Genomic DNA, 25088 nt, shown 5'->3' on the forward strand with positions numbered 1-25088 from the left:
CCGCCGAGGCCGACTTCGAGAATCATCACGTCGAGTCCGGCGTGCGCGAACAGATGCACCGCCGCCAGCGTGCCGTACTCGAAGTACGTTAGTGGCACATCGCCGCGCGCGGCCTCGACCGCGGCAAACGAAGCACACAGGGCTTCGTCGCTCGCTTCGGTCAGATCGATGCGCACACGCTCGTTGTAGCGCAGCAGATGGGGCGATGTGTACAGGCCGACCCGATAGCCGGCGGCACGCAGGATCGCTTCGAGCATGGCGCAGGTCGAGCCCTTGCCATTGGTGCCGCCGACGGTGATCACCACCGGCAGGGCCGGCAGGGCCAGCGCGTCGCGTACTTGCGCCACGCGCGCCAGGCCGAGCTCGATGGGACGGGAATGCTGCTGTTCGATGTAGGCCAGCCATTCCTGCAGGCTGGTCGGTTGATTCGCCATCAGTTGGTCACAGCCGGCTGACGGGACAGGAGCGTCACAACGCTGGAGAGGCGCTCACGCAGTTGGCGACGGTCGACGATGATGTCGATGGCGCCCTTCTCGAGCAGGAACTCCGAGCGCTGGAAGCCTTCCGGCAGCTTTTCGCGCACCGTCTGCTCGATCACGCGAGGGCCGGCAAAGCCGATGAGCGCACCGGGTTCGGCCATCACCACGTCGCCGATGAACGCGAAACTGGCCGACACACCGCCCATGGTCGGGTCGGTCAGCACGGTCACGAACGGCAATTGCTGCGCAGACAGACGATTGACCGCCGCCGTGGTCTTGGCCATCTGCATGAGAGAGAACAGGCCTTCCTGCATGCGCGCACCACCCGTGGCGGTGAAACACACGAACGGCAGCCCTTGTTCGACGGCGGCATTGACGCCGCGCACGAAGCGCTCGCCCACCACCGAACCCATCGAACCGCCGAGGAAGTCGAACTCGAATACCGCGACGACCATCGGCACGTTGCGTACGGCGCCCTGCATGACGACCAGAGCGTCGACTTCGCTGGTTTCCTCGACGGCGGCGGCAATACGGTCGGGGTATTTCTTGCTGTCCTTGAACTTGAGCGGGTCGACCGGCACGACTTCGGCGCCAATCTCAAAACGGCCTTCCGGATCGAGCAGCAGGTCGAGCCGATGGCGGGCGCGGATGCGCTTGTGGTGGCCACACTTGGGGCAAACGTATTCGGAGGCTTCGAGGTCCGAGCGGTACAGCACCGCTTCGCAGGACTCGCACTTGCTCCACAGCCCCTCGGGGATCGACTTGCGTGTCGGCTGGTCGCGATTGATCTTCGGCGGCAACAGTTTGGTCAGCCAACTCATGCGTGTGCTCCTTGGGTCGCAGCGTCCATGGCGCTGCGGATGGACTTGATGAAGGCCCCGACGCGCGCGGCCAGTTCTTCACGCGGAGATTGTTCGATTTCTTCGACGAGGCGGCTGCCGATCACCACGCCTTCGGCGGTGGCGCCGATGCGCGCGGCAGATTCGCCATCACGGATACCGAAGCCGACAGCCACCGGCAAGCCGGATTTCTGGCGGATCAACGGCACGCGACGCGCAACTTCGTCGACGTTGAGCAAATGCCCTGCTCCGGTCACGCCCTTGAGCGAGACATAGTAGATGTAGCCACTGCCGATCTTGCCAACCTCTTCCATGCGCGCTTCCGTCGAGGTGGGCGCAAGCAGGAAGATCGGATCGATGTTCACCGCCTTGAGCATGCCACCCAGCACTTCGCATTCCTGCGGCGGGTAGTCGACCACCAGCACGCCATCGACGCCAGCTTCCGCAGCGCCCTTCGCGAAGGCATCAAAGCCCATGGCTTCGATCGGATTGGCGTAGCCCATCAGCACGACCGCGGTGGCGTTGTCGGTCTGGCGGAACTTGCTCACCACGCCCAGCACGTCGGCCAGCGACACGTTGTGACGCAAGGCGCGTTCAGATGCGCGCTGGATCGTCGGGCCATCGGCCATGGGGTCGGAGAACGGCACCCCCAGTTCGATGACGTCGGCACCGGCGGCAACCATGGCATGCATGATCTCCAGCGTGGCTGCGAGATCGGGGTCGCCGGTGGTGATGAACGGAATCAGCGCCTTGCGGCCTTCGGCTTGCAGACGCTGAAAAACGGTTTGGATTCTCGACATGTTCTGTTCACACGACGAACCCTCGCGGGTCAAGCCAAGCAGCCTGGCGCGAGGGTTCAGGTTCTCGAAATTTTAGAACTTGATACCGGATTTTTCAGCAACGGTGTGCATGTCCTTGTCGCCACGACCGGACAGGTTCACCAGCAGCACTTTGTCCTTCGGCAATGTGGGCGCCAGCTTGGCCGCGTAGGCCAGTGCGTGCGACGACTCCAGCGCCGGGATGATGCCTTCGAAGCGGCACAGGTCGTGGAAGGCCTGCAGTGCCTCTGCGTCGGTGATGCCGACGTAGTCAGCACGACCAATATCCTTGAGCCATGCATGCTCGGGGCCAACGCCCGGATAGTCGAGACCGGCGGAAATCGAGTGCGTTTCGATGATCTGGCCGTTGGCATCCTGCAGCAGGTACGTGCGGTTGCCGTGCAGCACGCCCGGGCGCCCCTTTTGCAGCGACGCTGCATGGCGGTCGGTGTCCAGTCCGTCGCCAGCGGCTTCGACGCCAATCAGTTTGACGTCGGAGAAGTCGATGTACGGGTGGAAAATGCCGGCGGCATTCGAGCCACCGCCTACGCAGGCGATGACGTAATCCGGCTGGCGACCGGCCATGTCCGGCATCTGTTCGATGCATTCCTTGCCGATCACGGTCTGGAAGTCGCGCACCATTTCCGGATAGGGTTGCGGACCGGCCACGGTGCCGATGATGTAGAACGTATTGCCGATGTTCGTGACCCAGTCGCGCATCGCTTCGTTGAGCGCGTCCTTGAGCGTCTTGGAGCCGGACTCGACCGGCACGACCGTCGCGCCCAGCAATTTCATGCGGTAGACGTTGGCAGCCTGGCGGCGAACGTCTTCGCTGCCCATGTACACCACGCACTCCATGCCGTAGCGCGCCGCCACGGTGGCCGTCGCTACGCCGTGCTGGCCAGCGCCGGTTTCAGCGATCACGCGGGGCTTGCCCATGCGGCGAGCCAGCATGGCCTGGCCGATGCAGTTGTTCACCTTGTGCGCGCCGGTGTGGTTGAGGTCTTCGCGCTTGAGGTAGATCTGTGCGCCCCCCAGCAACGAGGACCAGCGCGCAGCGTGGTAGATCGGGCTCGGACGCCCGACGAAATGCTTCAGCTCGTAGGCCAGTTCGGCCTGGAACTCAGGATCGGTCTTGCTCTTGGTATAGGCCTGGCGCAACTCATCGAGCGCGGGGATCAGCGTTTCGGCGACGAACAGACCGCCGTAGGGACCAAAGTGCCCGTGCTCATCCGGCAGGTCATAGGGCTTTTCAGCCATCTGCATTACGAACTCCTGAAATGAATGCTTCGATCAGCGCCGCATCCTTGATGCCCTTGCCCTGCTCCACGCCGCTGCTCACATCTACCGCCCACGGCCGCACCTGGCGCACCGCCTGCTCGACGTTCTGGGGGTTGAGGCCGCCCGACAGGATGAGGGGCAGCGAAAGGCTGGCCGGAATGAGGCTCCAATCGAAGGTTTGTCCGCCGCCGCCGTAGCCGTCGACAAATGCGTCGAGCAAAAGGCCGGAAGCCGACGGAAATCCAGCCGCGTAGTCTACCAGATCGAGCCCCGGCATCACCCGTGCCGCTTTGATGTACGGACGCGCGTAGCGCTCGCAGTCGGCCGCGCGCTCGTCGCCATGGAACTGCAGCAAGGACAGAGGCACTTCGGCGAGGACTTCGCGCACACGGCCCGGGTCTTCGTTGACGAACAGCCCGACGGTGCTCACGAATGCGGGCACGACACGACACAAGGCGCGTGCGCGTTCGATATCCAGCGCCCGCGGGCTTTTGGCGTAGAACACGAACCCGATGGCGTCGGCGCCCGCCCGCACGGCGGCGGCAATGTCGGCCTCGCGCGTGAGGCCGCAGATTTTGATTCGGGTGCGATTCATGGTGTTTCCGTTGGGCCGAGCATGGGCCCGAGGGGCGCGATGATACGGCCACCGCCGGGCAACTGCCAGTCATCAGGATACTCGACACCGCACAGGTACAGCCCTGCGGGTGAGAAGGTCGGTGGCGAGCGACGACGGTCGCGTTCGTCGAGCAGGCGTGCGATGTCCTCGGACCGCAACCGCCCGTTGCCGACATATACCAGCGCGCCGACCATGTTACGGATCATATGGTGCAGGAAGGCGTTGGCTTCGAAGTCGAAGAAAATCCATTCGCCACGCCCCCCGACGCTTGCTTCCGTCAGCGTGCGCACGGGCGATCTTGCCTGGCACTCGGCGGCCCGGAACGCAGAGAAATCGTGTTCGCCACGCAGATGGGCCACGCCCGCCCGCATGGCGTCGATGTCGAGCGGCGCGTGATACCAGCCGACCTTGCCATCGAAAAGCGCACTGCGAACGGGAGAATTGAACAACACGTAGCGGTAGCGGCGCGAGCGCGCGGAAAAACGCGCATGAAAACTGTCGTCCACCCGACACGCCCAGCGCACGGCGATCGATCCCGGCAGATGAGCATTCACGCCGCGCACCCAAGCGTTGTCGGCACGCTCGACATCGCAATCGAAATGCACGACTTGCGCGGACGCGTGCACACCGGTGTCCGTGCGCCCTGCACAGACGGTTTCAATGCGACGCGCAGCAATCACCGCAAGCGCATCTTCCAGCGTGTCCTGCACAGTCCGGCGATGCGGCTGGGTCTGCCAGCCTTCAAAGGCGCGCCCGTCGTATTCAAGGCCTAGCGCGATGCGAGCCACCACAACACTCCCGTTCCCAAAACCCATAAGGCCGCCAGCAGCCCCCAATCCCGCAGTCCGGGCCATTCGATCGCCCACGACGCCGCTGGCACGGCTTCGACATCGTCGGACAGCCATTCGCGCCAGCTTCGCCGCTGCGTACTGTCAGCCGCCCGCAGCACAAGGTTCAAGCGGACGGCAAAACGCTCCGGGGACACGCCGATCAGGCGCAAAGGCATCGCGAGCACGAACAGCCCGGCAACCCAGCTTTCGACACTGAGGGCGCTCATGAGGATCGCCACCACATCGACGACCGCCACGAGACGCAGGACGTGCATGAGCGCCTGTACGGCACCGTCCACCGTCGGACTCCACCCGCCCAGAGCCGGAATCAGGAGCGTTCCCGGTGTCTGCCACAGGAAGAGCACGCACACGGCCAACAGAATGTATCGCATGCGCCGCAGCAGGCGCCACCAGCGCGCCGCATCGCGGACCAGCGCGACGACCGTGAACAGCGCCACGGACACCACGAGCGGCAACCCTTGCAGTAACTGCAGCAGCACCAACAAAAAGCATCCGGCCGTCACTAGGACGGCCGGATGGATACTGGAATGTCTCAACGACAAGCTGGAGCGTCAGGCGATACGCGCAAGCATCGAGCGAGCCTGATCCTGTTGCGCACCCTTGCCGCCCGCGACAACCTCTTCGAGCAACTCGCGGGCCCCTTCGACGTCCCCCATTTCTTCGTAGGCTCGCGCGAGCTCCAGCTTGGTGCTGATTTCGTCATCGACGTCGATGTCGTCGATGGCGGCGGCACTGCTATTGGCGGCGGCCAGGGAAACGCCGCCGGTGCTGACTGCGGCCGATTCCGTGTGCAGACGCACCCCGGTCAAGTCAACGCTGCGATCGGCCGGCACGTTGCGCGCCTTTTCGTCGCCAAGTTCAAAGTCGAAATCGAGCAAGTTGCCCTCAAAGTTGGTGGTTTCCAGATCGACAACCGACAGCGAGGCTTGCTCGGCGGCTGGTTCGATACCGATGTCGAACTCAGTCTGATCGCCCGCCGGCACGATCGGCGCGGCCTTCGCAACAGCCGGCGCGGATACGGGTGCCGCGCTCGCCGCGAACTCCAGCGGCGCGACCTCGTTTTCGGGCGCTGGCGCAGGGGCGCTTTGTTTTGTCGGGAATTCCGGCAGGCTGGTACTGAAATCCAGTGGCGCGATGTCATGCTCAGCAGCGTCTGCCACGACGGGTGCCGGCGCAACAGCAGCGGCTTCCGCCTCTTCCGGCAATTCGAGATCGAGGTTGAAGTCGAGATTGAGATCGGGCGAGGTTGCCGTCGCGGCCTGGGTCGCCGTATCGACGACTTCGGCCGTGCTCGTGGCATCCGGCGTGAACTGGTTCAGGTCTCCCGGCAGCGTCCACGTAGCACGCATCTGCGACAGGCTTTCGGTCCCGAAGGTCACGGCCGGGGCCGCGCTTTCTTCGCTCGTGGCGCCAGTACTGGCCGCAGCAGCGACGGCAGCGAGCGCGACGGGTGCGGCCGCTGCCGCGACGTTCGTTGCGGAAGCCTGGACGGCGGCAGAACCTGCACCTTGGTAGAGCGGATTGGCGGGGTCGATACGCGCACCCAATGCGACGGCCTTGGCCCAGTCATCCCCAGTACCGCCGGTTTGCGCATACAGATCGCTGGCAACGTTCTCGAATTGCTTCGTGGCGCCGCGCTGCGCGTAGATTTCGAGCAGCTTGAGGTAGACCGGAATGCGCACCGGGTCATTCTTGAGCGCGTCGAGGAGGATTTCCTCGGCCTGCGCGTCGCGCCCATAGGCCATGTAGACATCGGCTTCAGCGACGGGATCGACGCCTTCATCCGTATCGATGGCCGACAGGCCCGATTGGCTGAAGTCCGTATGCAGCATGCTCGTGCCGGTATCGATCGTCTGCCCGCCGGCATTGCCGAACACCGAATTCGGACTCGTCGACAGTTCGGACAAGCTCGCTTGCGTCAGCCCGGTCGTCTGCGGTTGGCGACGACGGTTGCGCAGGGCGACATAGCCGGCGCCCAGCAGTGCGATCAGGATGGCACCCAGCGCAAGCGGGCTCGTAAAGAAGTTCTCTTCTTCCACGGCCGGTGCCGGCGCAGGGGCGACCTTCTCATGGATGACCGGCGCAGCGGGCTTGGCCGCTTCGGGGGCGGAGGCTGGAGCGCCTTCAGCGCTGCCCGCAGCAGTGGCCGGTTCGGACGCGGCACCAGCCTCGGGCGCAGAAGCCGCAGCCGCACTGGCTGCCGCTGCTGCAGTTGCCGGTGCGGCGGGAGTTGCGGCGGCCTTCGAGGCATCGGCAGCCGCTGCGGCCTGTTTCTGCAGGTCGGCCATGCCTTGAGATTTCATCTCCAGCAGTTTCTGCAGTTCGGCGACGTTCTTTTCGAGATCGGCCACGCGCGAATTGGCTTCCTGCAACGCCTTGCTGCGAGCGGCCACATCTTCTTCAAGTGCCTGCACGCGCGCATTGCTGCCATTCGCGCCCGCCTCGGCAGCGCTGGCGACCTGGGTCTTGCTGATCTTGAGCTGGTCACGCGACGGCGTCTGGGTCGGAACGGACTCCTGGATCTTCGGGCTGACTGCGCCGCCGCCACTCTGAGTGGCTTGCGTCGTCTTGGCCGGCCCTGCCGCGGCGGCGGAGGCCACCGACTGGCGGTAACTGTCGAAATTCGAGGCCTTGAGGATGATCTGGCGGGCTTCGCTGCGCGAAATGCGCTGAGCGTCGGAGTTCTCCGGCACCTTCAGCACGCGGCCCGCTCGCAGACGGTTGATGTTGCCTCCCGTAAAGGCCGCGCTGTTGGCCTGGTAGAGGGCGGCGATCATCTGGTCCTGAGTGACATCGTCGTTACGCGCATCGTTGGCGATGCTGCTCAACGTGTCGCCCTTCTGCACTGTGTATTCGCTGCCAGCCGCCGCCGATCCGGAGGTTTGCGCAGCCGGACGTGCAGCGGCGGCCGGTGCAGGACGCGCTGCCGCAGGGGCTTGGCGGCTCGCCGCCGGCGTCGACGGGGCGGTTGCACGCGGAGCCGTTGGGTTGGCCTGGGCAGCAGCCGGGGAACGTTCGCCGGATTCTGGGCGGCCCAGTTGCGGAGCATTGACGCCCGGGCTCGCCAACTGCCCACCGTTGGCACTGCTCGGATCGAGCAGGAAGGTGTATTCGCGCAGCATGCGCCCGCCTGCCCAGTTCAGTTCGACAAGCATGTCGACGAACGGGTCATTGAAGGGGCGATCGGAATTGACCCGGATGACGGCAGCGTCGCCAGAACGGCGCTCAATGACCATGCGCACGCCGCTCAGCGCAGGCGCAAAGTCGATGTTGGCCTTGGCGAAGGCGTCCGGCGTGGCCAGACGTGCGCTCATCGTCTCCAGTTCGGCAGGAGTGGCTGCGATTTCGACTTCTGCACGCAGCGGCTGCCCAAGGGCGCTGAAGACGCTGATGCGACCCAGTCCGGCTGCGTTGGCGCCGCTGCAAAGGGCAGCGACGGCTACAGCCAGCAAGGTGCTACGAACGATTGGTGTGTTCATTTGGTGTCGACGCGGCATGCGAGCCCATTCAATTCCGGTTTAAAACGGGGAACCCGGCCGATGCCGCGAGCGCTGCGCGACGTATCGGAAAGCCACAAAAGTTCCCGGATCAACATAACATCAGCAATTTACCGCTGCAAGCTAATGCTTTTCCTCAAAATCGCGCCGAACGACAAGCCCGAGCCCCTTGGGCGGCGCCCCGGAGCGGACGGACGCTGTCTATGCCTTAGGCATCAACGGCCGCTGAAACAAAAAACGGAGTCCGAAGACTCCGTTCTTTTCGCTCATCGTTCAATGAGGATGCGCAACATACGACGCAACGGCTCGGCAGCGCCCCACAACAACTGGTCGCCAACCGTGAATGCCCCCAGATAATCGTCGCCCATCGCCAGCTTGTGCAGACGCCCTACCGGCACGTGCAGGAAGCCCGTCACCGCCGTCGGCGTCAGTTCGCGTTCGGAACGCTCACGCTCGTTCGGTACCACACGAACCCAATCGTTGGCCTGCGCGATGATGTCGTTGATCTCGTCCAGGGGCACATTCTTCTTGAGCTTGATTGTCATCGCTTGGCTGTGACAACGCATGGCACCGATCCGGACACAGAGACCGTCGATCGGAATGCTGCCCGGCGTGCGGAATGCGGGACGGCCGAGAATCTTGTTGGCCTCCGCGCCGCCCTTCCATTCTTCCTTGCTTTGGCCGTGGTCGACCGGCACGTCGATCCAGGGGATCAGGCTGCCTGCCAGCGGCACGCCGCGGAAATTCTGGCGCGGAAAATCGTCCGAACGCATGGTTTCGGCCACCTTGCGGTCGATTTCGAGGATGGCCGATGCAGGATCTTCCAGCAAATGGGCGACCGATCCGTGGATGCGGCCCATCTGGGCGATCAGCTCGCGCATGTTCTGCGCACCGGCGCCCGAGGCGGCCTGGTAGGTCATGGAGGTGGCCCACTCGACCAGGTCGTGCTGAAACAGGCCGCCCAGCGCCATCAGCATGAGCGAAACCGTGCAGTTGCCGCCGACGTAGTTCTTCACGCCACGCGCCAAACCGTCCTTGATCACATTCAGGTTGACCGGGTCGAGCACGATGATCGCGTCGTCCTTCATGCGCAGGCTGGATGCCGCATCGATCCAGTAACCGTTCCAGCCTGCGGCGCGCAGTTGCGGGAAGATCTCGTTGGTGTAGTCGCCCCCTTGGCAGGTCAGCACGACATCCATTTCGCGCAGCGCGTCGATCGACTTGGCATCCTTCAGCGGCGGCGTGTCGCGACCAATGTCCGGGCCCTTGCCGCCGACGTTGGAGGTGGTGAAGAACACTGGCTCGATGTGTGCAAAATCGCCCTCTTCGCGCATGCGTTGCATGAGCACGGAGCCCACCATGCCGCGCCAACCGACTAGACCTACTCGCATTGCAGATTTCCTTTTTGATGACCGCTGTTTGTTCCCGCCGACTTTTCCCGCCTGTCCCACCGCGGCGGGAACCCAGGCGGCAAAACAGGCGCAAATCAGCCGGTAACGATAATGATCGTTTTCGTGGTGATGATCGTAGTGGACGCAACGACGCCTGCGCGGATTGCGCAAGCAGGCGTCGGGCAGAAATGTTCGCGTCCGGTGATCATGTGATGTGTTCTTGAGCGAGCTTCGGGGCCTTACAGGGCGGCCAGCACGGCGTCACCCATTTCGCGGGTGCCAACACGCTTGGCGCCTTCTTGCCAGATATCGCCGGTGCGCAGGCCCGAGGCCAGCACACTGCGGACAGCTTGCTCGACGCGCGCAGCCGACTGCTCATCGCCGAAACTGTAGCGCAACATCATCGCTGCGGACAGGATGGTTGCCAAAGGATTTGCAACGCCTTTGCCTGCGATGTCGGGCGCCGAGCCGTGAATGGGCTCGAACATACCCTTGTTGCTGTCGTCGAGCGAGGCCGACGGGAGCATACCGATAGAACCGGTAAGCATGGAGGCCTCATCCGAGAGAATGTCGCCGAAGATGTTGCCGGTGACCACGACGTCGAACTGCTTGGGTGCCTTGACCAGTTGCATGGCGGCGTTGTCCACCAGCATGTGGGACAGCTCGACGTCCGGGTATTCCTTGGCCAGTTCGATCATGACGTCGCGCCAGAGCTGCGTCGTTTCCAGCACGTTCATCTTGTCGACCGAGCACACGCGACGATTGCGCTTGCGGGCAGCTTCGAAGGCAACGCGGCCGATGCGGACGATCTCGGATTCCGAGTAGATCATCGTGTTGAAACCGACGCGTTCGCCATTGCGCTCTTCGATGCCCCGCGGTTCGCCGAAGTAGATGTCGCCGGTCAGCTCACGGACGATCAGGATGTCGAGCCCCGCCACGACCTCAGGCTTGAGCGTCGAAGCACCGGCCAGTTCCGGATACACCACGGCCGGACGCAGATTGGCGAAGAGGTTCAGGTCCTTGCGGATGCCCAGCAGGCCGCGCTCCGGGCGCTGCGGGCGCGGCAGCGAATCCCACTTGGGGCCGCCAACGGCGCCCAGCAGCACGGCGTCGGCTTCGCGCGCCAGCTTTTGGGTGGCCGCCGGATATGGCTCGCCGGTGGCATCGACGGCACAACCGCCCAACAGGGCGTTTTCCATCTCGATCTTGAGGCCATCGGCGCGCAGTGCTTCGAGCACACGGACGGCTTCGCCGACGATTTCGGGGCCGATGCCATCACCGGGCAGGACACAGACTTTCATCAAAACTCCAATCTGGGCGCAGGCCGCACGTGCGACCCGCTCGTTATCAGGCGAACAGCCAGGGTTGCTCGGCGCGGCGCTTTTCTTCGAAGGCGCGGATCTTGTCCGCGTGGCGCAGTGTCAGGCCGATGTCGTCCAGCCCGTTGAGCAGACAGTACTTGCGGAATGCATCGACGTCGAAGTGAATGGCACGGCCATCGGGACGCGTCACGGTCTGCGCATCGAGGTCGACACGCAGGCGGTAACCCGGCGTGCTCATGGCGCCGTCGAATAGTGCGTCCACTTCTTCCTTCGGCAGCACGATCGGCAACAGGCCGTTCTTGAAGCTGTTGTTGAAGAAGATGTCGGCGTAGCTGGTGCCGATGATCACGCGGAAGCCGTAGTCGTGCAGCGCCCACGGGGCGTGCTCGCGCGACGAGCCGCAGCCGAAGTTTTCGCGCGCCAGCAGGATGCGAGCGCCCTGGTAACGCGGGTCGTTGAGCACGAAGTTCGGATTCAGCGGGCGCTTGGAGTTATCCATGCCCGGCTCGCCGTGATCCATGTAGCGCCATTCGTCGAAGAGGTTCGGGCCAAAGCCGGAGCGTTTGATCGACTTGAGGAACTGCTTCGGGATGATCGCGTCGGTGTCGACGTTGGCCCGGTCCAGCGGCATCGCCAGACTGTCCAGGACGGTGAACTTTTCCATTTACTTCTTCGCTCCGCGTTGCATGGATTCGCCGACGTGTTCGACGTCCTTGCCAAAACCGGCGACCGTGTTGCAGGCAACCACGTTGAGCGCGGCAATCGCGCAGACCAGGAAATACAGCGTTTTCTTCATGGCGAGCTCTTTCAGGCTTTCGATGTTCAGAGGATTTCGCGCACGTCGACAAAACGACCTGCGATGGCGGCGGCGGCGGCCATTTGCGGGCTGACGAGGTGCGTACGGCCCCCCGGCCCCTGACGGCCTTCGAAATTGCGGTTCGAAGTCGACGCGCAACGCTCGCCCGGTTCGAGGCGGTCGGCGTTCATGGCCAGGCACATCGAGCAACCCGGTTCGCGCCATTCAAAGCCGGCTGCCGTGAAGATCTTGTCCAGGCCTTCCTGCTCGGCCTGCGCCTTGACCAGGCCGGAACCCGGCACGACCAGTGCCAGCTTGACGTTGGTCGCAACGCTGCGCCCACGGACCACGGCAGCCGCCGCACGGAGGTCTTCGATGCGGGAGTTGGTGCACGAGCCGATGAAGACTTTGTCGATCTTCACGTCGGTCATGGGTGTGTTCGGAATGAGGCCCATGTACTGCAGGGCTCGCTCCATGCCGCCACGCTTGACGGCATCGCCTTCCTTCGCGGGATCGGGCACACGACCGGTGACGTCGGTCACCATTTCGGGCGACGTTCCCCAGGTGACCTGAGGCACGATCGCACGTGCGTCGATGTTGACCACGCGATCGAATTGCGCACCGGCGTCCGAGACCAGCGTGCGCCAGTATTGCGTGGCGCGATCCCAATCTTCGGCCTTCGGGGCGAACGGACGGCCCTTGAGGTAGTTGATGGTGGTGTCGTCGACCGCCACCAGACCGGCGCGCGCACCGGCCTCGATGGCCATGTTGCACAGGGTCATGCGCCCTTCCATCGACAGACTGCGGATGGCCGAGCCAGCGAATTCCACCGCGTAGCCCGTGCCGCCAGCCGTACCGATCTGGCCGATGACGTAGAGGATGATGTCCTTTGCGGTCACGCCGCGACCCAGCGGGCCGTCGACGTGCACGAGCATTGTCTTGGACTTTTTCTGGATCAGGCACTGCGTGGCCATGACATGCTCGACTTCCGACGTGCCGATGCCGTGTGCCAGGCAGGCAAATGCGCCGTGCGTCGAGGTGTGCGAGTCACCGCACACGACCGTCATGCCGGGCAGCGTGGCCCCGTTTTCCGGGCCGATCACGTGCACGATGCCCTGGCGCTTGTCCTTGAACGGGAAATACGCCAGCGCGCCAGTCGCACGGATATTTGAGTCGAGCGTTTCGACCTGCAGACGCGAGATCGGGTCTTCGATACCACGATCCCAGTGGTCGGTCGGGGTGTTGTGGTCGGCGGTGGCGACGATCGAGCTGATGCGCCACGGCTTGCGGCCGGCCAGCTTCAGGCCTTCAAAAGCTTGCGGGCTGGTGACTTCGTGTACCAGGTGACGGTCGATGTAGATGAGCGCGGTGCCGTCATCTTCTTCATGCACCACGTGGCTGGACCACAACTTGTCGTACAACGTTTGCAACATGCTCGAATTTCCAGGCAGTTGGGCGGAAAAGTTCATAATTATTTCACGCGACGGGGTTACTTGGTAGCGCGGCCCCGTGCTGATTCGTAAAGAGGCATGACACGCTGGGCGTAATTCGCCAGGTCAGCCTGGCGTTCGGCGCTTGGCGGGTGGGTCGACAGGAACTTGGGCGGAGCCCCGCCGCTATCGGCCTGCCCCATCTTTTGCCACAGCGTCACAGCAGCGCGCGGATCGTACCCGGCACGTGCGGCCAGTTCGACACCGATGCGATCCGCCTCGGTCTCCTGCCCCCGCGAATTGGGCAGCTCGAACATGACCTGGTAAGCCATGCCCGCCATGTCCATGCCTCCGCCACCCACGCCCAGCAAAGCGCCGGCGATGGACATGCCGAGGTTGGCGTTGGCCGCCTGAGAGGCACGCTCCCAGGCATGTTCGCGTAGCGCATGAGCGATTTCGTGGCCCATCACGGCCGCGATTTCGTCGTCGGTCAGCTTGAGCTTGTCGATCAGCCCCGAATACACCGCGATCTTGCCGCCCGGCATGCACCAGGCGTTAAGTTCGCTGGATGAGATGACGTGCGTCTCCCATTTCCATTGCTGCGCGTCGGGACGGAACACCGCAGTCTGTGGAATCAGGCGCCCTGCGATGCGTTGCACGCGCTCGGTCATTGCCTTGTTCTGATCGAGCTGGCCCTTGGTGCTTGCCGCATCGAGCGTCTGGCGGTATTCCAGCGCCGCCGCCTGGGTGAGCTGGCTGCGATCGACAAGCGGCGAGACCGTCTGCTTGCGATCGATCCCCACCGTGCCGGGCGCGGTGGTCTGCACGGTCTGGCAAGCAACAACGGCTGCCACCGCGCCGCCCGCAAGCAGCATGCGGGCGGTGGCCCATCGTTTCGAGTGCTTCATGGCTCCCTCCTCTCGCAGACGTATCTGGCCGAAGATCAGACCTTCGGGCTGGGAATGTCCTGCACGCCGTCCGGCGCCAGTCCGGCAATGCGCGGCGCGCGCGGCGCGACGTCGCCGTTTTGCGCGCGCTGTCGCAACGCGTGATCAATCAGCACCAAAGCCAGCATTGCTTCGGCGATAGGGGCTGCACGCATACCCACGCAAGGATCGTGACGGCCGGTGGTCATCATTTCGACCGGGTTGCCGTCGAGGTCGATGGAGCGGCGATTCTGCGGAATCGAAGACGTCGGCTTGATGGCCAGCGAGACGCGCACATCCTGTCCGCTGGAAATGCCGCCAAGAATGCCACCAGCATGATTCGACAGGAAGCCGGCGGGCGTGAGTTCGTCGCCATGCACCGAACCACGTTGCGGAATCACTCCGAAGCCGTCACCGATTTCGACGCCCTTGACGGCGTTGATGCTCATCATCGCGTAGGCAATGTCGGCATCCAGGCGGTCATAGACCGGCTCGCCCCAGCCCGGAGGCACGCCGGTGGCGATGACGTCGATGCGCGCGCCGATCGAGTCGCGTTCGGCACGGATGCGGTCCATGTACGCTTCGAGTTCGGGGACAATGTCCGCGTTGGGCGCAAAGAACGCGTTTTCCGAAACGTGCTCCCAGCCCTTGAACGGGATGGCGATCTCGCCAAGCTGACTCATCCATGCCCGGATGACGATTCCATGCTTTTCCGCCAGCCATTTCTTTGCGACGGCACCTGCCGCGACGCGCACGGCAGTCTCGCGGGCGGACGACCGGCCGCCACCGCGATAGTCGCGCACGCCGTACTTGTGTTCGTAGGTGTAATCGGCGTGGCCGGGGCGAAAAGTGTTCGCGATCTTGGAGTAGTCGCCGCTACGCTGGTCCTGGTTGCGGATCAATAGTGCGATCGGCGTGCCAGTGGTCTTGCCCTCGAAAACACCGGAGAGAATCTCGACGGTGTCCGGCTCCTTGCGCTGCGTGACGTGGCGCGAAGTCCCGGGCTTGCGGCGGTCCAGTTCCAACTGGATGTCCGCTTCGGTCAGCGCCAGTCCCGGGGGACAACCATCGACAACGCAGCCGATGGCAGCGCCATGCGACTCGCCGAATGAGGTGACGGTAAACAAGGTACCCAGAGTGCTGCCTGACATGGCTTTCTTGCGTCCAGTACGTGTCTGTCGGGGGTCGTGATTTTAGCATGCGGCAAGGCCCCTAGCGGCCCTGCCCGCCCGCCGCGCCGTGCGGGCGGGCGTGCCATATTCCGCCGCATCGCCAGGCAAAGTGTCTTAGCATATCGCCGCCCCCGAACAAGAGCCGCCAGGGCCATCCCAGACAGTCAGCCCAACCCGACGGAGCACGCAGATTACCGCCCTGCCTTCAACCCAGACCGCGTCGTTCCTTCGCCGCAGTGCCACGACGGTAGCCGTCGTGCCGTTCTGGCGCCGCACGATGGTCGGCATTGTTCTCGTCAGCCTGCTCTGCGCCGGCGAAATCGTCCTGCGGCTCAACCAGGCTCGCCAGTACGAGGGTTCTCGCACGCTCGTCACCGGCAAGCTGGCGCATGTGCGGGCCAAGCTCGAAACCGAACTGAACAGCACCCTGTTCCTGACGGCGGGTCTCGTCGCCTATGTCAGCTCGCACGAGGGCGGACTGACCGAAGCCCACGCCAACGCACTGCTGTCGGCGCTCTATGCCAACGGGCGCAATATCCGCAACATCGGCATCGCGCCCGACAACCGACTGCGCTGGATCCAGCCGTTGCAGGGCAACCGCAAGGCGCTCGGTCTGTACTACCCCAACCAACCGGATCAATGGCCAAGCGTGAGGCGCGCCATCGAAGGGCGGCAAACCGTCGTGGCAGGCCCCGTCCTCCTCCTGCAGGGCGGCCAAGGGCTCATCGCCCGCACACCGGTGTTTCTGGCCGACGGTAGTTACTGGGGATTGCTCAGTCTGGTCGTTGACTGGGACAAGCTCAAAACCGCCGTGGGGCTCGCTCCGGTCATCGACGGCATGCAGCTCGCGATTCGCGGGCGCGACGGCACGGGTGCGGCCGGATCGGTATTCTTCGGCGACGGCGAGGTTTTCGCCGACAACCCCGTAACTACGCTTTTGACGCTCCCCGGCGGCGAATGGCTGCTCGCCGCAACGCCGGTCGATGGATGGCAATCGGGCGACGGTGCCCGCCAGCGATTGATCTACATCCTCGTCGCCCTGCTCATCTCGGCACTTGTGTTGTCCGCACTGCGCGACGCAGCCGACCGGGAGAGCCTCAATAGCGATCTCGAACACCGCGTCATGGCCCGCACCAGGGCGCTGCAGGCATCCAACGACCAGCTCACCAACACCCTCGAGACCCTCAAGAAAGCGCAGGATCAACTGGTGCGCAGCGAAAAACTCGCCGCCCTCGGAGGACTCGTCGCGGGCGTTGCACATGAGCTGAATACCCCCTTGGGCAACGGCATGCTGGCCGCAACTGCGCTGACGCGTCGCACGCGCGCCCTGCGCGAGCAGCAGGCGATCCGGCGTTCCGAATGGATCGCCGCACTGGACGACCTGGAGCAAGCCAGCGGCATCATCCAGCACAGTCTCGAACGCGCATCGGAACTGGTCACCAGCTTCCGGCGGGTCGCGGCTGACCGCAGCACTGAACATCGCCGCCGTTTCCGGCTGAACACCAGCATTCACGATCTGGCCGTCACGCTACGACCGACTCTCGCCCAGGCCGGCTTGACGCTGCGCTCATCGGTGCCACCGAACATCGAATTGGACGGCTACCCGGGGCTGGTCGACCAGATGCTCATGAATCTGGTGCAGAACGCCGTCGCCCACGCCTATCCGGACGGACGCAGCGGCATCATCCACATCGACGCGCACAGCGAGGGCAACGATCTCATCCTGGAGGTGAGCGACGATGGCATTGGCATTCCGCCGGACAATCTGTCGCGCATCTTCGATCCGTTCTTCACGACCCGACTGGGCCGTGGCGGCGCCGGACTGGGATTGAATATCATCTACAACATCGTGACCGGCCCGCTCGGCGGCGAAATCTCGGTGCTCAGTTCATGCGGCCAGGGCACACGATTCACCATCAGCATGCCGCTGGTCGCGCCCGCCGAGTCCGTCGGCATCAATGTCTGAAGAACGACTCGAGCTGCTCGAAGATGCGATGCTCTGCGCCGTGACGCCTCACTGACAGCACATCTTCGAGCTTCTCGACCTGGTTGACCATCTTCGGCAGGCGCTCGTCATCGCGCACCGACAGCCAGATGCGGCTTTCGTCACCGTTGCCGATCGGCATGCACAGAATGCCCTCGACGTTGAAGGCACGTCGCGCGAACAGGCCGCACACGTGCGACATGACCCCCGGGTGATTGCGCACGGCCAGCTCCAGCACCACCTTGTCGTTGCTCATCTCAGCCTCCGATCATTTCGGTATTGGCCGCACCCGGCGGCACCATAGGGAACACTTTCTGTGCGACGTCGATCGACGCATGGATGAGGCACGGACCGCTCGAGCGCAGTGCGGTACTCAACAGGCCGCGCGGGTCTTCCGCGGCATCGAGATCGTAGGCGCCCAGACCGAAGCCTTCCGCGATGCGGACAAAATCCATGGGACGGCGGTAATCGGCGGCGAACACCCGCTTTCCGTAGAACAGATCCTGCTGCTGGTGCACCAGACCGAGCGACTGGTTGTTCATCAGCACGATCTTGACGTTGGCGCCCTCCTCGACTGCTGTCGCCAGTTCCTGGATATTCATCTGCAGGCTGCCGTCGCCAGAGAAGCACACCACCGTGCGCGACGGTTCGGCCAGCGCCGCGCCAATAGCCGCCGGCAGACCGAAGCCCATCGTCCCCAGGCCGCCGGATGTCAGCCACTGGCGCGGACGCGCAAAGGGGTAGGCCTGCGCCACCCACATCTGGTGCTGACCCACGTCGGTGGCGATGATGGCCTCGTCGTCGAGCAACGAAGCGACGGCGCACACAAGGCCATAGTGACTGCGCGGATCGTCGGCGTCGGGCATGGCAAGTGGATGTGCGGCCTTGAGGCTCGCCACGCGGGACAGCCACTCTTTGCGCAAGGTGATCGTGACGTGCGGCATCAGCATCTGCAGCGCCTGACCGACGTCGCCATGGACTGCCACATGCGGACGGCGGATCTTTCCCAATTCCGCAGCATCGATGTCAATGTGAATGACGTTGGCGTTGGGGCAGAACTTCTCGGCCTTGCCGATGGCGCGATCATCAAAGCGCGCACCCAGCACAATCAGCAGATCGGCTTCTTCGAGCACGAAATTCGTGAAGCGCGCCGCATGCATGCCAAGCATGCCCAGCGCCAACGGGTGATCCGACGGCATTGCGCCCAGCGCCATCAGCGTGGAAGTTGTTGGCAGCGCAGCTTGTTCGGCCAGCATCACGGCCGCTTCCGACGCGCCCGACTGGATCACACCGCCGCCGATGTACATCACCGGTCGCTGCGAGGCGTTGATCATCTGTGCGGCGCGCTCGATGTCCGCCATGTCGATCGTCGGCGTGGCGTCGGTGCCGCCTGGGGCGGGCAATTCGTCGATATCGATGGAGGCGGTCTGAACGTCCTTGGGAATGTCGATCCAGACAGGACCGGGACGCCCCGATTCCGCGATCCGGAAAGCTTCGGGAATCACTCGCAGCAACTCGCGCACGTCGCGCACAAGGTAGTTGTGTTTGGTGACCGGAATACCGATGCCGTAGGTGTCGACCTCCTGGAACGCATCGGTGCCGATCATGCCCAGCGGCACCTGCCCGGTGATACACACCATGGGAACCGAATCCAGCTTGGCGTCGGCGACCGCCGTCAGCAGGTTGGTGGCGCCCGGACCGCTGGACGCCATGCAGACGGCAGCCTTGCCCGTCACACGGGCAATACCTTGAGCGATGAATCCTGCGCCTTGTTCGTGGCGCGCCAGCACGTGCCGGATGGCGCTCTGTGAAAAAGCGTCATACAGCGGAAGGGCCGCTCCGCCGGGAATACCGGCGACGATGGAAATCCCCTGCTGCTCGAGCAGGCGGACAATGAGCTGAGCTCCGGTGATTCGCATGGCACGTATCCTTCAATTCGTGCCGGCATCACAAGACCGAGAGGGGGAGATACAAAAATAAACCCCGCTCGGCTCGCGCCGGCGGGGTTGGAGACTTTTGGTTCGATCCGTACCCGTTACAGCGCGAGGCCGCCTACGCCTACTACGCGTACGACTACTACGACCGCGTTAGCGGCAGCAGCAGAGTCGAAGGTACGGAAGTTGGCGAGGTTCACGGTAGTGCGGGCCGAACCCAAGTGAGAAACGCAGGGGCGATTGAATCACAAGCCATCGCCCTGCACAAGCTGTACGAACGAACTATATCGACGCTCACGCTGCTTTCTTGAGCACTTCATCGCGTAAAGCGCGACGCAGGATCTTTCCGACGTTGGTCTTGGGCAGCTCTTCGCGGAACTCTACGGAGCGCGGCACTTTGTAGGCAGCAAGGTTGGCGCGGCAATGGGCAATGATCGAATCGGCATCTACTGCCGGGTCCTTGCGCACGACGAACAGCTTGACGGCCTCCCCGGCCCGCTCGTCCGGCACGCCGACGGCGGCCACCTCGAGCACGCCAGGATGAGTGGCCACGACGTCTTCGACCTCGTTCGGATACACATTGAAGCCGGACACCAGGATCATGTCTTTCTTGCGATCCACGATCCGCACGAAACCGGCTTCGTCGACCACGGCGATGTCGCCGGTGCGCAGATAGCCATCTTCGGTCATGACCCGCGCAGTTTCGTCCGGGCGCCGGTAGTAGCCTTTCATGACCTGCGGGCCGCGCACGCACAGTTCGCCAGCCTGACCGATGCCAAGTTCCTGGCCGTCTTCGTCACGAATGGAAATATCCGTGGATGGCACCGGCAAGCCGATCGAACCGGTAAAGTCCGCGACGTCCAGAGGATTGACGCATACCGCGGGAGATGTTTCGGTCAGGCCGTAAGCTTCAGCAAGCGCGCAGCCGGTCACCCGCTTCCAGCGCTCCGCCACGGCATGCTGCACTGCCATGCCGCCGCCCAGGGCCACGCGCAGGCGCGAGAAGTCGAGCGAGGCGAAATCGGGGTTGTTGAGCAAAGCGTTGAAGAGCGTGTTGACGCCAGTGATCGCCGAGAACGGGTACTTCTTGAGCTCTTTGACGAAGCCCGGAATGTCCTTGGGATTGGTGATCAGCACATTGGTCGCACCGATCTTGAAGAACGTGAGGCAATTCGCCGTGAGCGAGAAGATGTGGTAGAGCGGCAGCGCCGTGATGATCACTTCGGCACCATCGTGCAGGTAGGGGCGTACCCACGCGTGAGCCTGTTGCAGGTTCGCAATGATATTGCCGTGCGAGAGCATCGCCCCCTTGGCTACGCCGGTCGTGCCACCCGTGTATTGCAGGAACGCGATGTTATCGTGAGTCACCTCGACCGACTGCAACTTGCCGTTGGCGCCACGTGCCAGCGCATCGTTGAACCGCACGACCCCGGGCAAGCGCCACGGCGGCACCATTTTCTTGACGTGGCGGATGACGAAATTCACCAGCCAGCCTTTGGCTCCGAGCATGTCGCCGATCGAAGTCACAACGACATGCTTGACATCGGTTTTCTCGATGACGTCGGCCAGGGTATGCGCGAAATTCTCGACGATGACAATGGCGTGCGCGCCCGAGTCCTTGAGCTGATGCTCAAGCTCACGCGGCGTGTACAGCGGATTGCAGTTGACGACGGTATAGCCGGTGCGCAACGCTCCCCACAGGCAGACCGGATATTGCAGGAGATTGGGCATCATCAGGGCAACGCGGGCGCCCCGAGGGAGTTTGAGTGTGTTCTGGAGATAGCCGCCAAAGGCCGCCGACAGGCGATCGAGCTCGGCGTACGTCAGGCTCTTGCCCATGTTGATGTAGGCAACGCGATCGGACCATCGCGAAACGCCTGTCTCGAACAGATGTCCGAGCGAACGAAACTCTTGCAGGTCTACTTCGGCAGGCACCCCTTTGGGGTAGCTCTTGAGCCACACCTTTTCCACGGCTGTCTCCTCGATTGAGGTGTTTATATTGTTTCCACTCATCCGGTCGATACGGTCGACCGCGCCTGGGCGCCAGTAACTCAACCGCACCCCAATCCATCATCCTGCCCGGGCCGCCGTCAGCCGTTGCGGCGCCCCTCCGCCACCATTTCCAGTGGCGGCGGCGATACCGGCAACTACTCGCGCGACTCGTCCGCTTCGGTTTCTGGCCAGTTGCGGATGTAATTCTTGAGCATGCGGTTCTCGAAGCTCTGTTCTTCGAGCACCGCACGCGCCACGTCGTGAAACGAAATCACGCCAAGCAGCGTGCTGCCCTCCATGATGGGCAGGTAGCGCTGATGGTGATTGATCATCTGACGACGCAATTCGTCGAGTTCCATCTGCGGCGTACCCACCCGCGGCTGCCGGATCATGGCTTCGCTGACCGCGGCCGACTCCCACGCAGCCCCGGCGCGCCCGATGGCCGCCAGCACTTCCCGGAACGTCAGCATGCCCACCATGGCGCCGCTTTCCATCACGACCAGCGAACCCACGTCCTGGTCGTTCATCACCGCCACGGCCTCTGCCAGCGTGCGTTGAGGAGCGGTGGTGTACAGCACCTTGCCCTTAATGGCGAGGATTTCACGAACCAACATCTTCACTCTCCTTGGGGTGCGCCGAAGCGCCCGATTTCTCTAGTCCAGCACGGTTCTGCGACCGTGCGCGGATGTTAGTCCAAGGCGGCACGCTGGGGAAATCCCATTCCCATACCGTACCGTATGGAACAACTTAATGCAATTGCGGTTGACAAGCATCAACGACACCAGATCAAACCGATGAGCCGATGTTGCGCCATTGGGATCGGAGCTGCAGCGAGGATTTCTCAATCAGAGGGACGCACCGGGAAGGTGCTGGGCGAACTCAGACAAGCAGCGCCGCGTGTGGGATCAGCCAGGCACAGGCGTCGTCGCGCGGCAACAACGACGCCCACCGCAATCAGCGCTCGAGCTTGTCGAGCTTGTCCTTCACCTTGACCCATTCGTCAGCATCGGCGAGCGGTTCCTTGCTTTCGACGATCGTAGGCCAAGCTTTGGACAGCTCTGCGTTCAGCGCGAGGAAATGCTGCTGATCGGCAGGCAGATCGTCTTCGGCGAAAATCGCCTCAGCCGGGCATTCGGCCACGCACAGCGTGCAATCGATGCACTCGTCGGGATCGATGACGAGAAAGTTCGGGCCTTCGCGGAAGCAATCGACAGGGCAAACATCGACGCAGTCGGTGTATTTGCACTTGATGCAGTTTTCGGTCACTACGTAAGTCATGAATCTGATCTCCTACAGGGATCCCGCCAACTCACCAAACACGGCCGAGCGCGGATTTCGCCGCGAATATACCCGATTGCCCGCCACCTGTGCGGCCCTCTGCTGGGCATGAGGGCATAACGTCGACAAAAAAGGCGCCCGGCCATGGGGCCAAGCGCCTTTGATTCGCCCGTATGGCGCACGGACGGTTTATTTCTTCGCTGCCGGGGCCTTGCTGGCGGGAGCGGCACTCACCGTCAATTGCGGCTTGAGCTTTTCGAAGGTCGACGGACCGATACCCTTCACCTTCTGAATGTCTTCCACTGCCTTGAACCCGCCATTGGCCTTGCGATAGTCGACGATCGCCTTGGCCTTTGCCGGGCCAATGCCCGGCAACGTGGACAATTCACTTTCCGACGCGGTATTGATGTTGACTGCCGCCAGCGCCATCGAAACGCTGGCAAACAAGGTTACAGCAGCGACAATCAGCCTTTTCAGCATATCTCCTCCTATGTGGAATAAATATGCGCATTGAATAAATCAACTGCGCTCAAGCAACTTAGCGCAGTAGGCCGAAACCCCCGTTGACACATCGTAAAACGGTTTGTCATATCCAGCACCGCGCAGAGCCGAGACATCAGCCTGCGTGAAGCTCTGATACTTGCCCTTGAGTGCGTCCGGGAACGGGATGTACTCGATGATCCCCTGCGACTGCAACTGCTCCAGCGTGAGCGCACCCTCGCCCTTTGCCTGGCGGCAGGCATTGACGGTCGCAACAGCCACATCGTTGAAAGTCTGGGCACGGCCCGTGCCCAGATTGAAGATGCCGGATCGCTCGCCATGCTCAAGGAAATACAGGTTTGCGCTGACGACGTCGTCTACGTAGATGAAGTCGCGCATCTGTTCGCCGTTGCCATATCCGTCGGCGCCCGAAAAAAGCTTGACGCGCCCGTCGGCCTGGAACTGGTTGAAGAAGTGGAACGCGACCGACGCCATGCGCCCCTTGTGCTGTTCGTTGGGGCCATACACGTTGAAGTAGCGGAAACCAACCACCTGCGACGAAAGGTCAGCCAGGTTGCGACGCACCACCTGATCGAACAGCAGCTTGGAGTAACCGTACACGTTGAGCGGGCGCTCGTAAGCCGGGTCTTCCTTGAAAACGCTGCTACCGCCGTAGGTTGCCGCGGACGAGGCATACAGCAGCGGGATCTGCTGATCGACGCAAAAATCGAGCAATGTCAGCGAGTAACGGTAGTTGTTACTCATCATGTATTGACCGTTGTGCTCCATGGTGTCGGAACAGGCGCCCTGGTGCAGGATGGCTTCGACCCCACCATCGAACTCGCCGGCCTCGATGGCTTCAAGGAATTCGGTCTTGTCGAGGTAATCCTCGATCTCGCAACCCAGCAGGTTGCGGTACTTGTCGCCCCGCGTCAGGTTATCGACGGCGATGACGTTGGTAATGCCCTTGGCATTGAGCCCTGCAACGATATTCGAGCCAATGAGGCCGGCCGCGCCGGTCACGATGTAATAACGAGACATGATCAATTCTCCGTGGCGCTGCGTTGCAGCTCATCAAGCGTAACTGTGGCCGTACCAAGCTTGCCGACGACAATGCCAGCAGCATGGTTCGACAGGCGCATGGCCGAAACGAGGTCCGCCCCTGCGGCGAGCATGACGGCAAAGGTGGCGATGACGGTGTCGCCCGCGCCGGATACATCAAACACCTCACGGGCGCGCGTGCCTTCGTGCACGGCACCATCTGCCCGGAACAACGTCATGCCCTCTTCCGAGCGCGTGACCAGCAGCGCATCGAGCGCAAGGCGACTGCGGAGCGCTTGAGCGCGCGCAGCCAGATCGGCTTCGTCGCGCCATTTGCCAACCACTTGCTGCAGTTCCGAACGATTCGGCGTCAGCAAGCTGGCGCCGCGATAACGGTCGTAGTCGTCCCCCTTTGGATCGACCAGCACGGTCTTGCCGGCATCGCGGGCCAGCCGGATCATTTCCTGGATGTGGAACAACCCACCCTTGCCATAATCCGACAGCACGACGACGTCGTGCTCATTGACAAGCTTGCGGAACTCCTCGAGCTTGTTGCCCAGCACTTCGCGCGTCGGTGTGTTTTCGAAATCGATACGCAGCAATTGCTGTTGGCGTCCCAGCACGCGCAACTTGATGGTTGTCGACAGCGCGGCATCGCCGTGCAGGCTCGTCCTGACACCATCAGCCTCGAGCAACCGGTTCAACGCCTCAGCGGCCTCGTCTTTGCCGACGACGGACAACAACGACGCCTGGGCCGCCAACGCAGCCGCATTGCGTGCCACGTTGGCCGCGCCGCCGGGGCGCTCTTCAGTCCGCTGCACGTTGACCACCGGCACAGGGGCTTCAGGCGAAATCCGACTGACGTCGCCGAACCAGTAGCGGTCCAGCATCACGTCACCGACGACCAGCACGCGCGCAGAGCGCGTATCGGGAATGGGAGGGAGATTCAGCGAGTTCATGG

The 25088-nt window shown here is 63.1% G+C and carries 23 protein-coding genes and 1 pseudogene; 1 reads left to right on the forward strand and 23 read right to left on the reverse strand.

What is annotated here, in order from left to right; translation table 11 throughout:
• The 15 genes and pseudogenes from ACDA63_RS00355 to aroC all read right to left on the reverse strand — a co-directional run.
• Nucleotides 1–434: pseudogene (locus tag ACDA63_RS00355) on the reverse strand (bifunctional folylpolyglutamate synthase/dihydrofolate synthase); the annotation flags it as partial.
• Nucleotides 434–1300 carry an acetyl-CoA carboxylase, carboxyltransferase subunit beta gene (accD, locus tag ACDA63_RS00360; RefSeq protein ID WP_373661167.1) on the reverse strand — a complete coding sequence of 289 codons (867 nt, stop codon included), beginning with the start codon at nt 1298–1300 and terminating at the stop codon, nt 434–436. The pseudogene ACDA63_RS00355 and the gene accD, both read right to left, overlap by 1 nt.
• The gene (gene trpA, locus ACDA63_RS00365) at nt 1297–2118 is read right to left on the reverse strand and encodes a tryptophan synthase subunit alpha (RefSeq protein ID WP_373661168.1); all 822 of its coding nucleotides are present in this window, start codon (nt 2116–2118) and stop codon (nt 1297–1299) included. The genes accD and trpA overlap by 4 nt, the downstream gene beginning before the upstream one ends.
• A 72-nt stretch (nt 2119–2190) precedes the next feature.
• Nucleotides 2191–3402, reverse strand: coding sequence for a tryptophan synthase subunit beta (gene trpB, locus ACDA63_RS00370; protein ID WP_373661169.1), 1212 nt, complete (start codon nt 3400–3402; stop codon nt 2191–2193).
• Complete coding sequence (locus tag ACDA63_RS00375; protein ID WP_373661170.1) at nt 3389–4012, reverse strand: phosphoribosylanthranilate isomerase; 624 nt, start codon at nt 4010–4012, stop codon at nt 3389–3391. Before ACDA63_RS00375 ends, trpB begins: the two co-directional genes overlap by 14 nt.
• Nucleotides 4009–4821, reverse strand: coding sequence for a tRNA pseudouridine(38-40) synthase TruA (gene truA / locus ACDA63_RS00380; RefSeq protein ID WP_373661171.1), 813 nt, complete (start codon nt 4819–4821; stop codon nt 4009–4011). The genes ACDA63_RS00375 and truA overlap by 4 nt, the downstream gene beginning before the upstream one ends.
• On the reverse strand, nt 4803–5426 hold the full coding sequence (locus ACDA63_RS00385) for a CbiQ family ECF transporter T component (RefSeq protein ID WP_373661172.1): 624 nt from the start codon (nt 5424–5426) through the stop codon (nt 4803–4805). The genes truA and ACDA63_RS00385 overlap by 19 nt, the downstream gene beginning before the upstream one ends.
• 9 nt (nt 5427–5435) lie before the next feature.
• On the reverse strand, nt 5436–8363 hold the full coding sequence (locus tag ACDA63_RS00390) for a FimV/HubP family polar landmark protein (RefSeq protein WP_373661173.1): 2928 nt from the start codon (nt 8361–8363) through the stop codon (nt 5436–5438).
• Between the two features lie 284 nt (nt 8364–8647).
• Nucleotides 8648–9772 (reverse strand): aspartate-semialdehyde dehydrogenase, encoded by a 1125-nt coding sequence (gene asd, locus ACDA63_RS00395; RefSeq protein ID WP_373661174.1) that lies wholly within the window; start codon nt 9770–9772, stop codon nt 8648–8650.
• 239 nt (nt 9773–10011) lie between these two features.
• Nucleotides 10012–11073: a 3-isopropylmalate dehydrogenase gene (gene leuB / locus ACDA63_RS00400; RefSeq protein WP_373661175.1), complete on the reverse strand. Its 1062-nt coding sequence runs from the start codon at nt 11071–11073 to the stop codon at nt 10012–10014.
• Between the two features lie 46 nt (nt 11074–11119).
• Nucleotides 11120–11758, reverse strand: coding sequence for a 3-isopropylmalate dehydratase small subunit (gene leuD / locus ACDA63_RS00405; protein WP_373661176.1), 639 nt, complete (start codon nt 11756–11758; stop codon nt 11120–11122).
• Nucleotides 11759–11890 carry an entericidin A/B family lipoprotein gene (locus ACDA63_RS00410; protein WP_373661177.1) on the reverse strand — a complete coding sequence of 44 codons (132 nt, stop codon included), beginning with the start codon at nt 11888–11890 and terminating at the stop codon, nt 11759–11761.
• A 26-nt stretch (nt 11891–11916) separates the two neighbouring features.
• Nucleotides 11917–13323 carry a 3-isopropylmalate dehydratase large subunit gene (gene leuC / locus ACDA63_RS00415; RefSeq protein WP_373661178.1) on the reverse strand — a complete coding sequence of 469 codons (1407 nt, stop codon included), beginning with the start codon at nt 13321–13323 and terminating at the stop codon, nt 11917–11919.
• A 56-nt stretch (nt 13324–13379) separates the two neighbouring features.
• Nucleotides 13380–14228 (reverse strand): M48 family metallopeptidase, encoded by an 849-nt coding sequence (locus tag ACDA63_RS00420; RefSeq protein WP_373661179.1) that lies wholly within the window; start codon nt 14226–14228, stop codon nt 13380–13382.
• 35 nt (nt 14229–14263) lie between these two features.
• Nucleotides 14264–15397 (reverse strand): chorismate synthase, encoded by a 1134-nt coding sequence (aroC, locus tag ACDA63_RS00425; protein WP_373661180.1) that lies wholly within the window; start codon nt 15395–15397, stop codon nt 14264–14266.
• 298 nt (nt 15398–15695) lie between these two features.
• On the opposite strand from aroC, the gene ACDA63_RS00430 reads away from it, so the two are divergent.
• The gene (locus tag ACDA63_RS00430) at nt 15696–17384 is read left to right on the forward strand and encodes an ATP-binding protein (protein WP_373661181.1); all 1689 of its coding nucleotides are present in this window, start codon (nt 15696–15698) and stop codon (nt 17382–17384) included.
• On the opposite strand, the gene ilvN is transcribed toward ACDA63_RS00430, so the two are convergent.
• The 8 genes from ilvN to rfaE1 all read right to left on the reverse strand — a co-directional run bounded on the left by ilvN (nt 17374) and on the right by rfaE1 (nt 25086).
• A complete protein-coding gene (ilvN, locus tag ACDA63_RS00435; protein ID WP_373661182.1) occupies nt 17374–17658 on the reverse strand; it encodes an acetolactate synthase small subunit in 285 nt (94 codons plus the stop codon). The genes ACDA63_RS00430 and ilvN overlap by 11 nt on opposite strands.
• Nucleotide 17659: 1 nt before the next feature.
• Entirely contained in the window at nt 17660–19321 is a 1662-nt protein-coding gene (gene ilvB / locus ACDA63_RS00440) for an acetolactate synthase large subunit (protein ID WP_373661183.1), read from the reverse strand.
• A 309-nt stretch (nt 19322–19630) separates the two neighbouring features.
• Entirely contained in the window at nt 19631–21307 is a 1677-nt protein-coding gene (locus ACDA63_RS00445; RefSeq protein ID WP_373661184.1) for a long-chain-fatty-acid--CoA ligase, read from the reverse strand.
• A gap of 176 nt (nt 21308–21483) precedes the next feature.
• A complete protein-coding gene (locus tag ACDA63_RS00450; RefSeq protein WP_373661185.1) occupies nt 21484–21942 on the reverse strand; it encodes a CBS domain-containing protein in 459 nt (152 codons plus the stop codon).
• Between the two features lie 340 nt (nt 21943–22282).
• Nucleotides 22283–22606 carry a ferredoxin FdxA gene (fdxA, locus tag ACDA63_RS00455; RefSeq protein ID WP_373661186.1) on the reverse strand — a complete coding sequence of 108 codons (324 nt, stop codon included), beginning with the start codon at nt 22604–22606 and terminating at the stop codon, nt 22283–22285.
• 189 nt (nt 22607–22795) lie between these two features.
• On the reverse strand, nt 22796–23086 hold the full coding sequence (locus ACDA63_RS00460) for a ComEA family DNA-binding protein (RefSeq protein ID WP_373661187.1): 291 nt from the start codon (nt 23084–23086) through the stop codon (nt 22796–22798).
• Nucleotides 23087–23125: 39 nt separating this feature from the next.
• Nucleotides 23126–24127 carry an ADP-glyceromanno-heptose 6-epimerase gene (gene rfaD, locus ACDA63_RS00465; protein ID WP_373661188.1) on the reverse strand — a complete coding sequence of 334 codons (1002 nt, stop codon included), beginning with the start codon at nt 24125–24127 and terminating at the stop codon, nt 23126–23128.
• Nucleotides 24128–24129: 2 nt separating this feature from the next.
• Nucleotides 24130–25086 (reverse strand): D-glycero-beta-D-manno-heptose-7-phosphate kinase, encoded by a 957-nt coding sequence (gene rfaE1, locus ACDA63_RS00470; RefSeq protein WP_373661189.1) that lies wholly within the window; start codon nt 25084–25086, stop codon nt 24130–24132.
• Nucleotides 25087–25088 lie beyond the last annotated feature (2 nt).

Origin of the sequence: Uliginosibacterium sp. sgz301328 (assembly GCF_041807905.1) — a bacterium.
GTDB lineage: Bacteria > Pseudomonadota > Gammaproteobacteria > Burkholderiales > Rhodocyclaceae > JBGVSA01.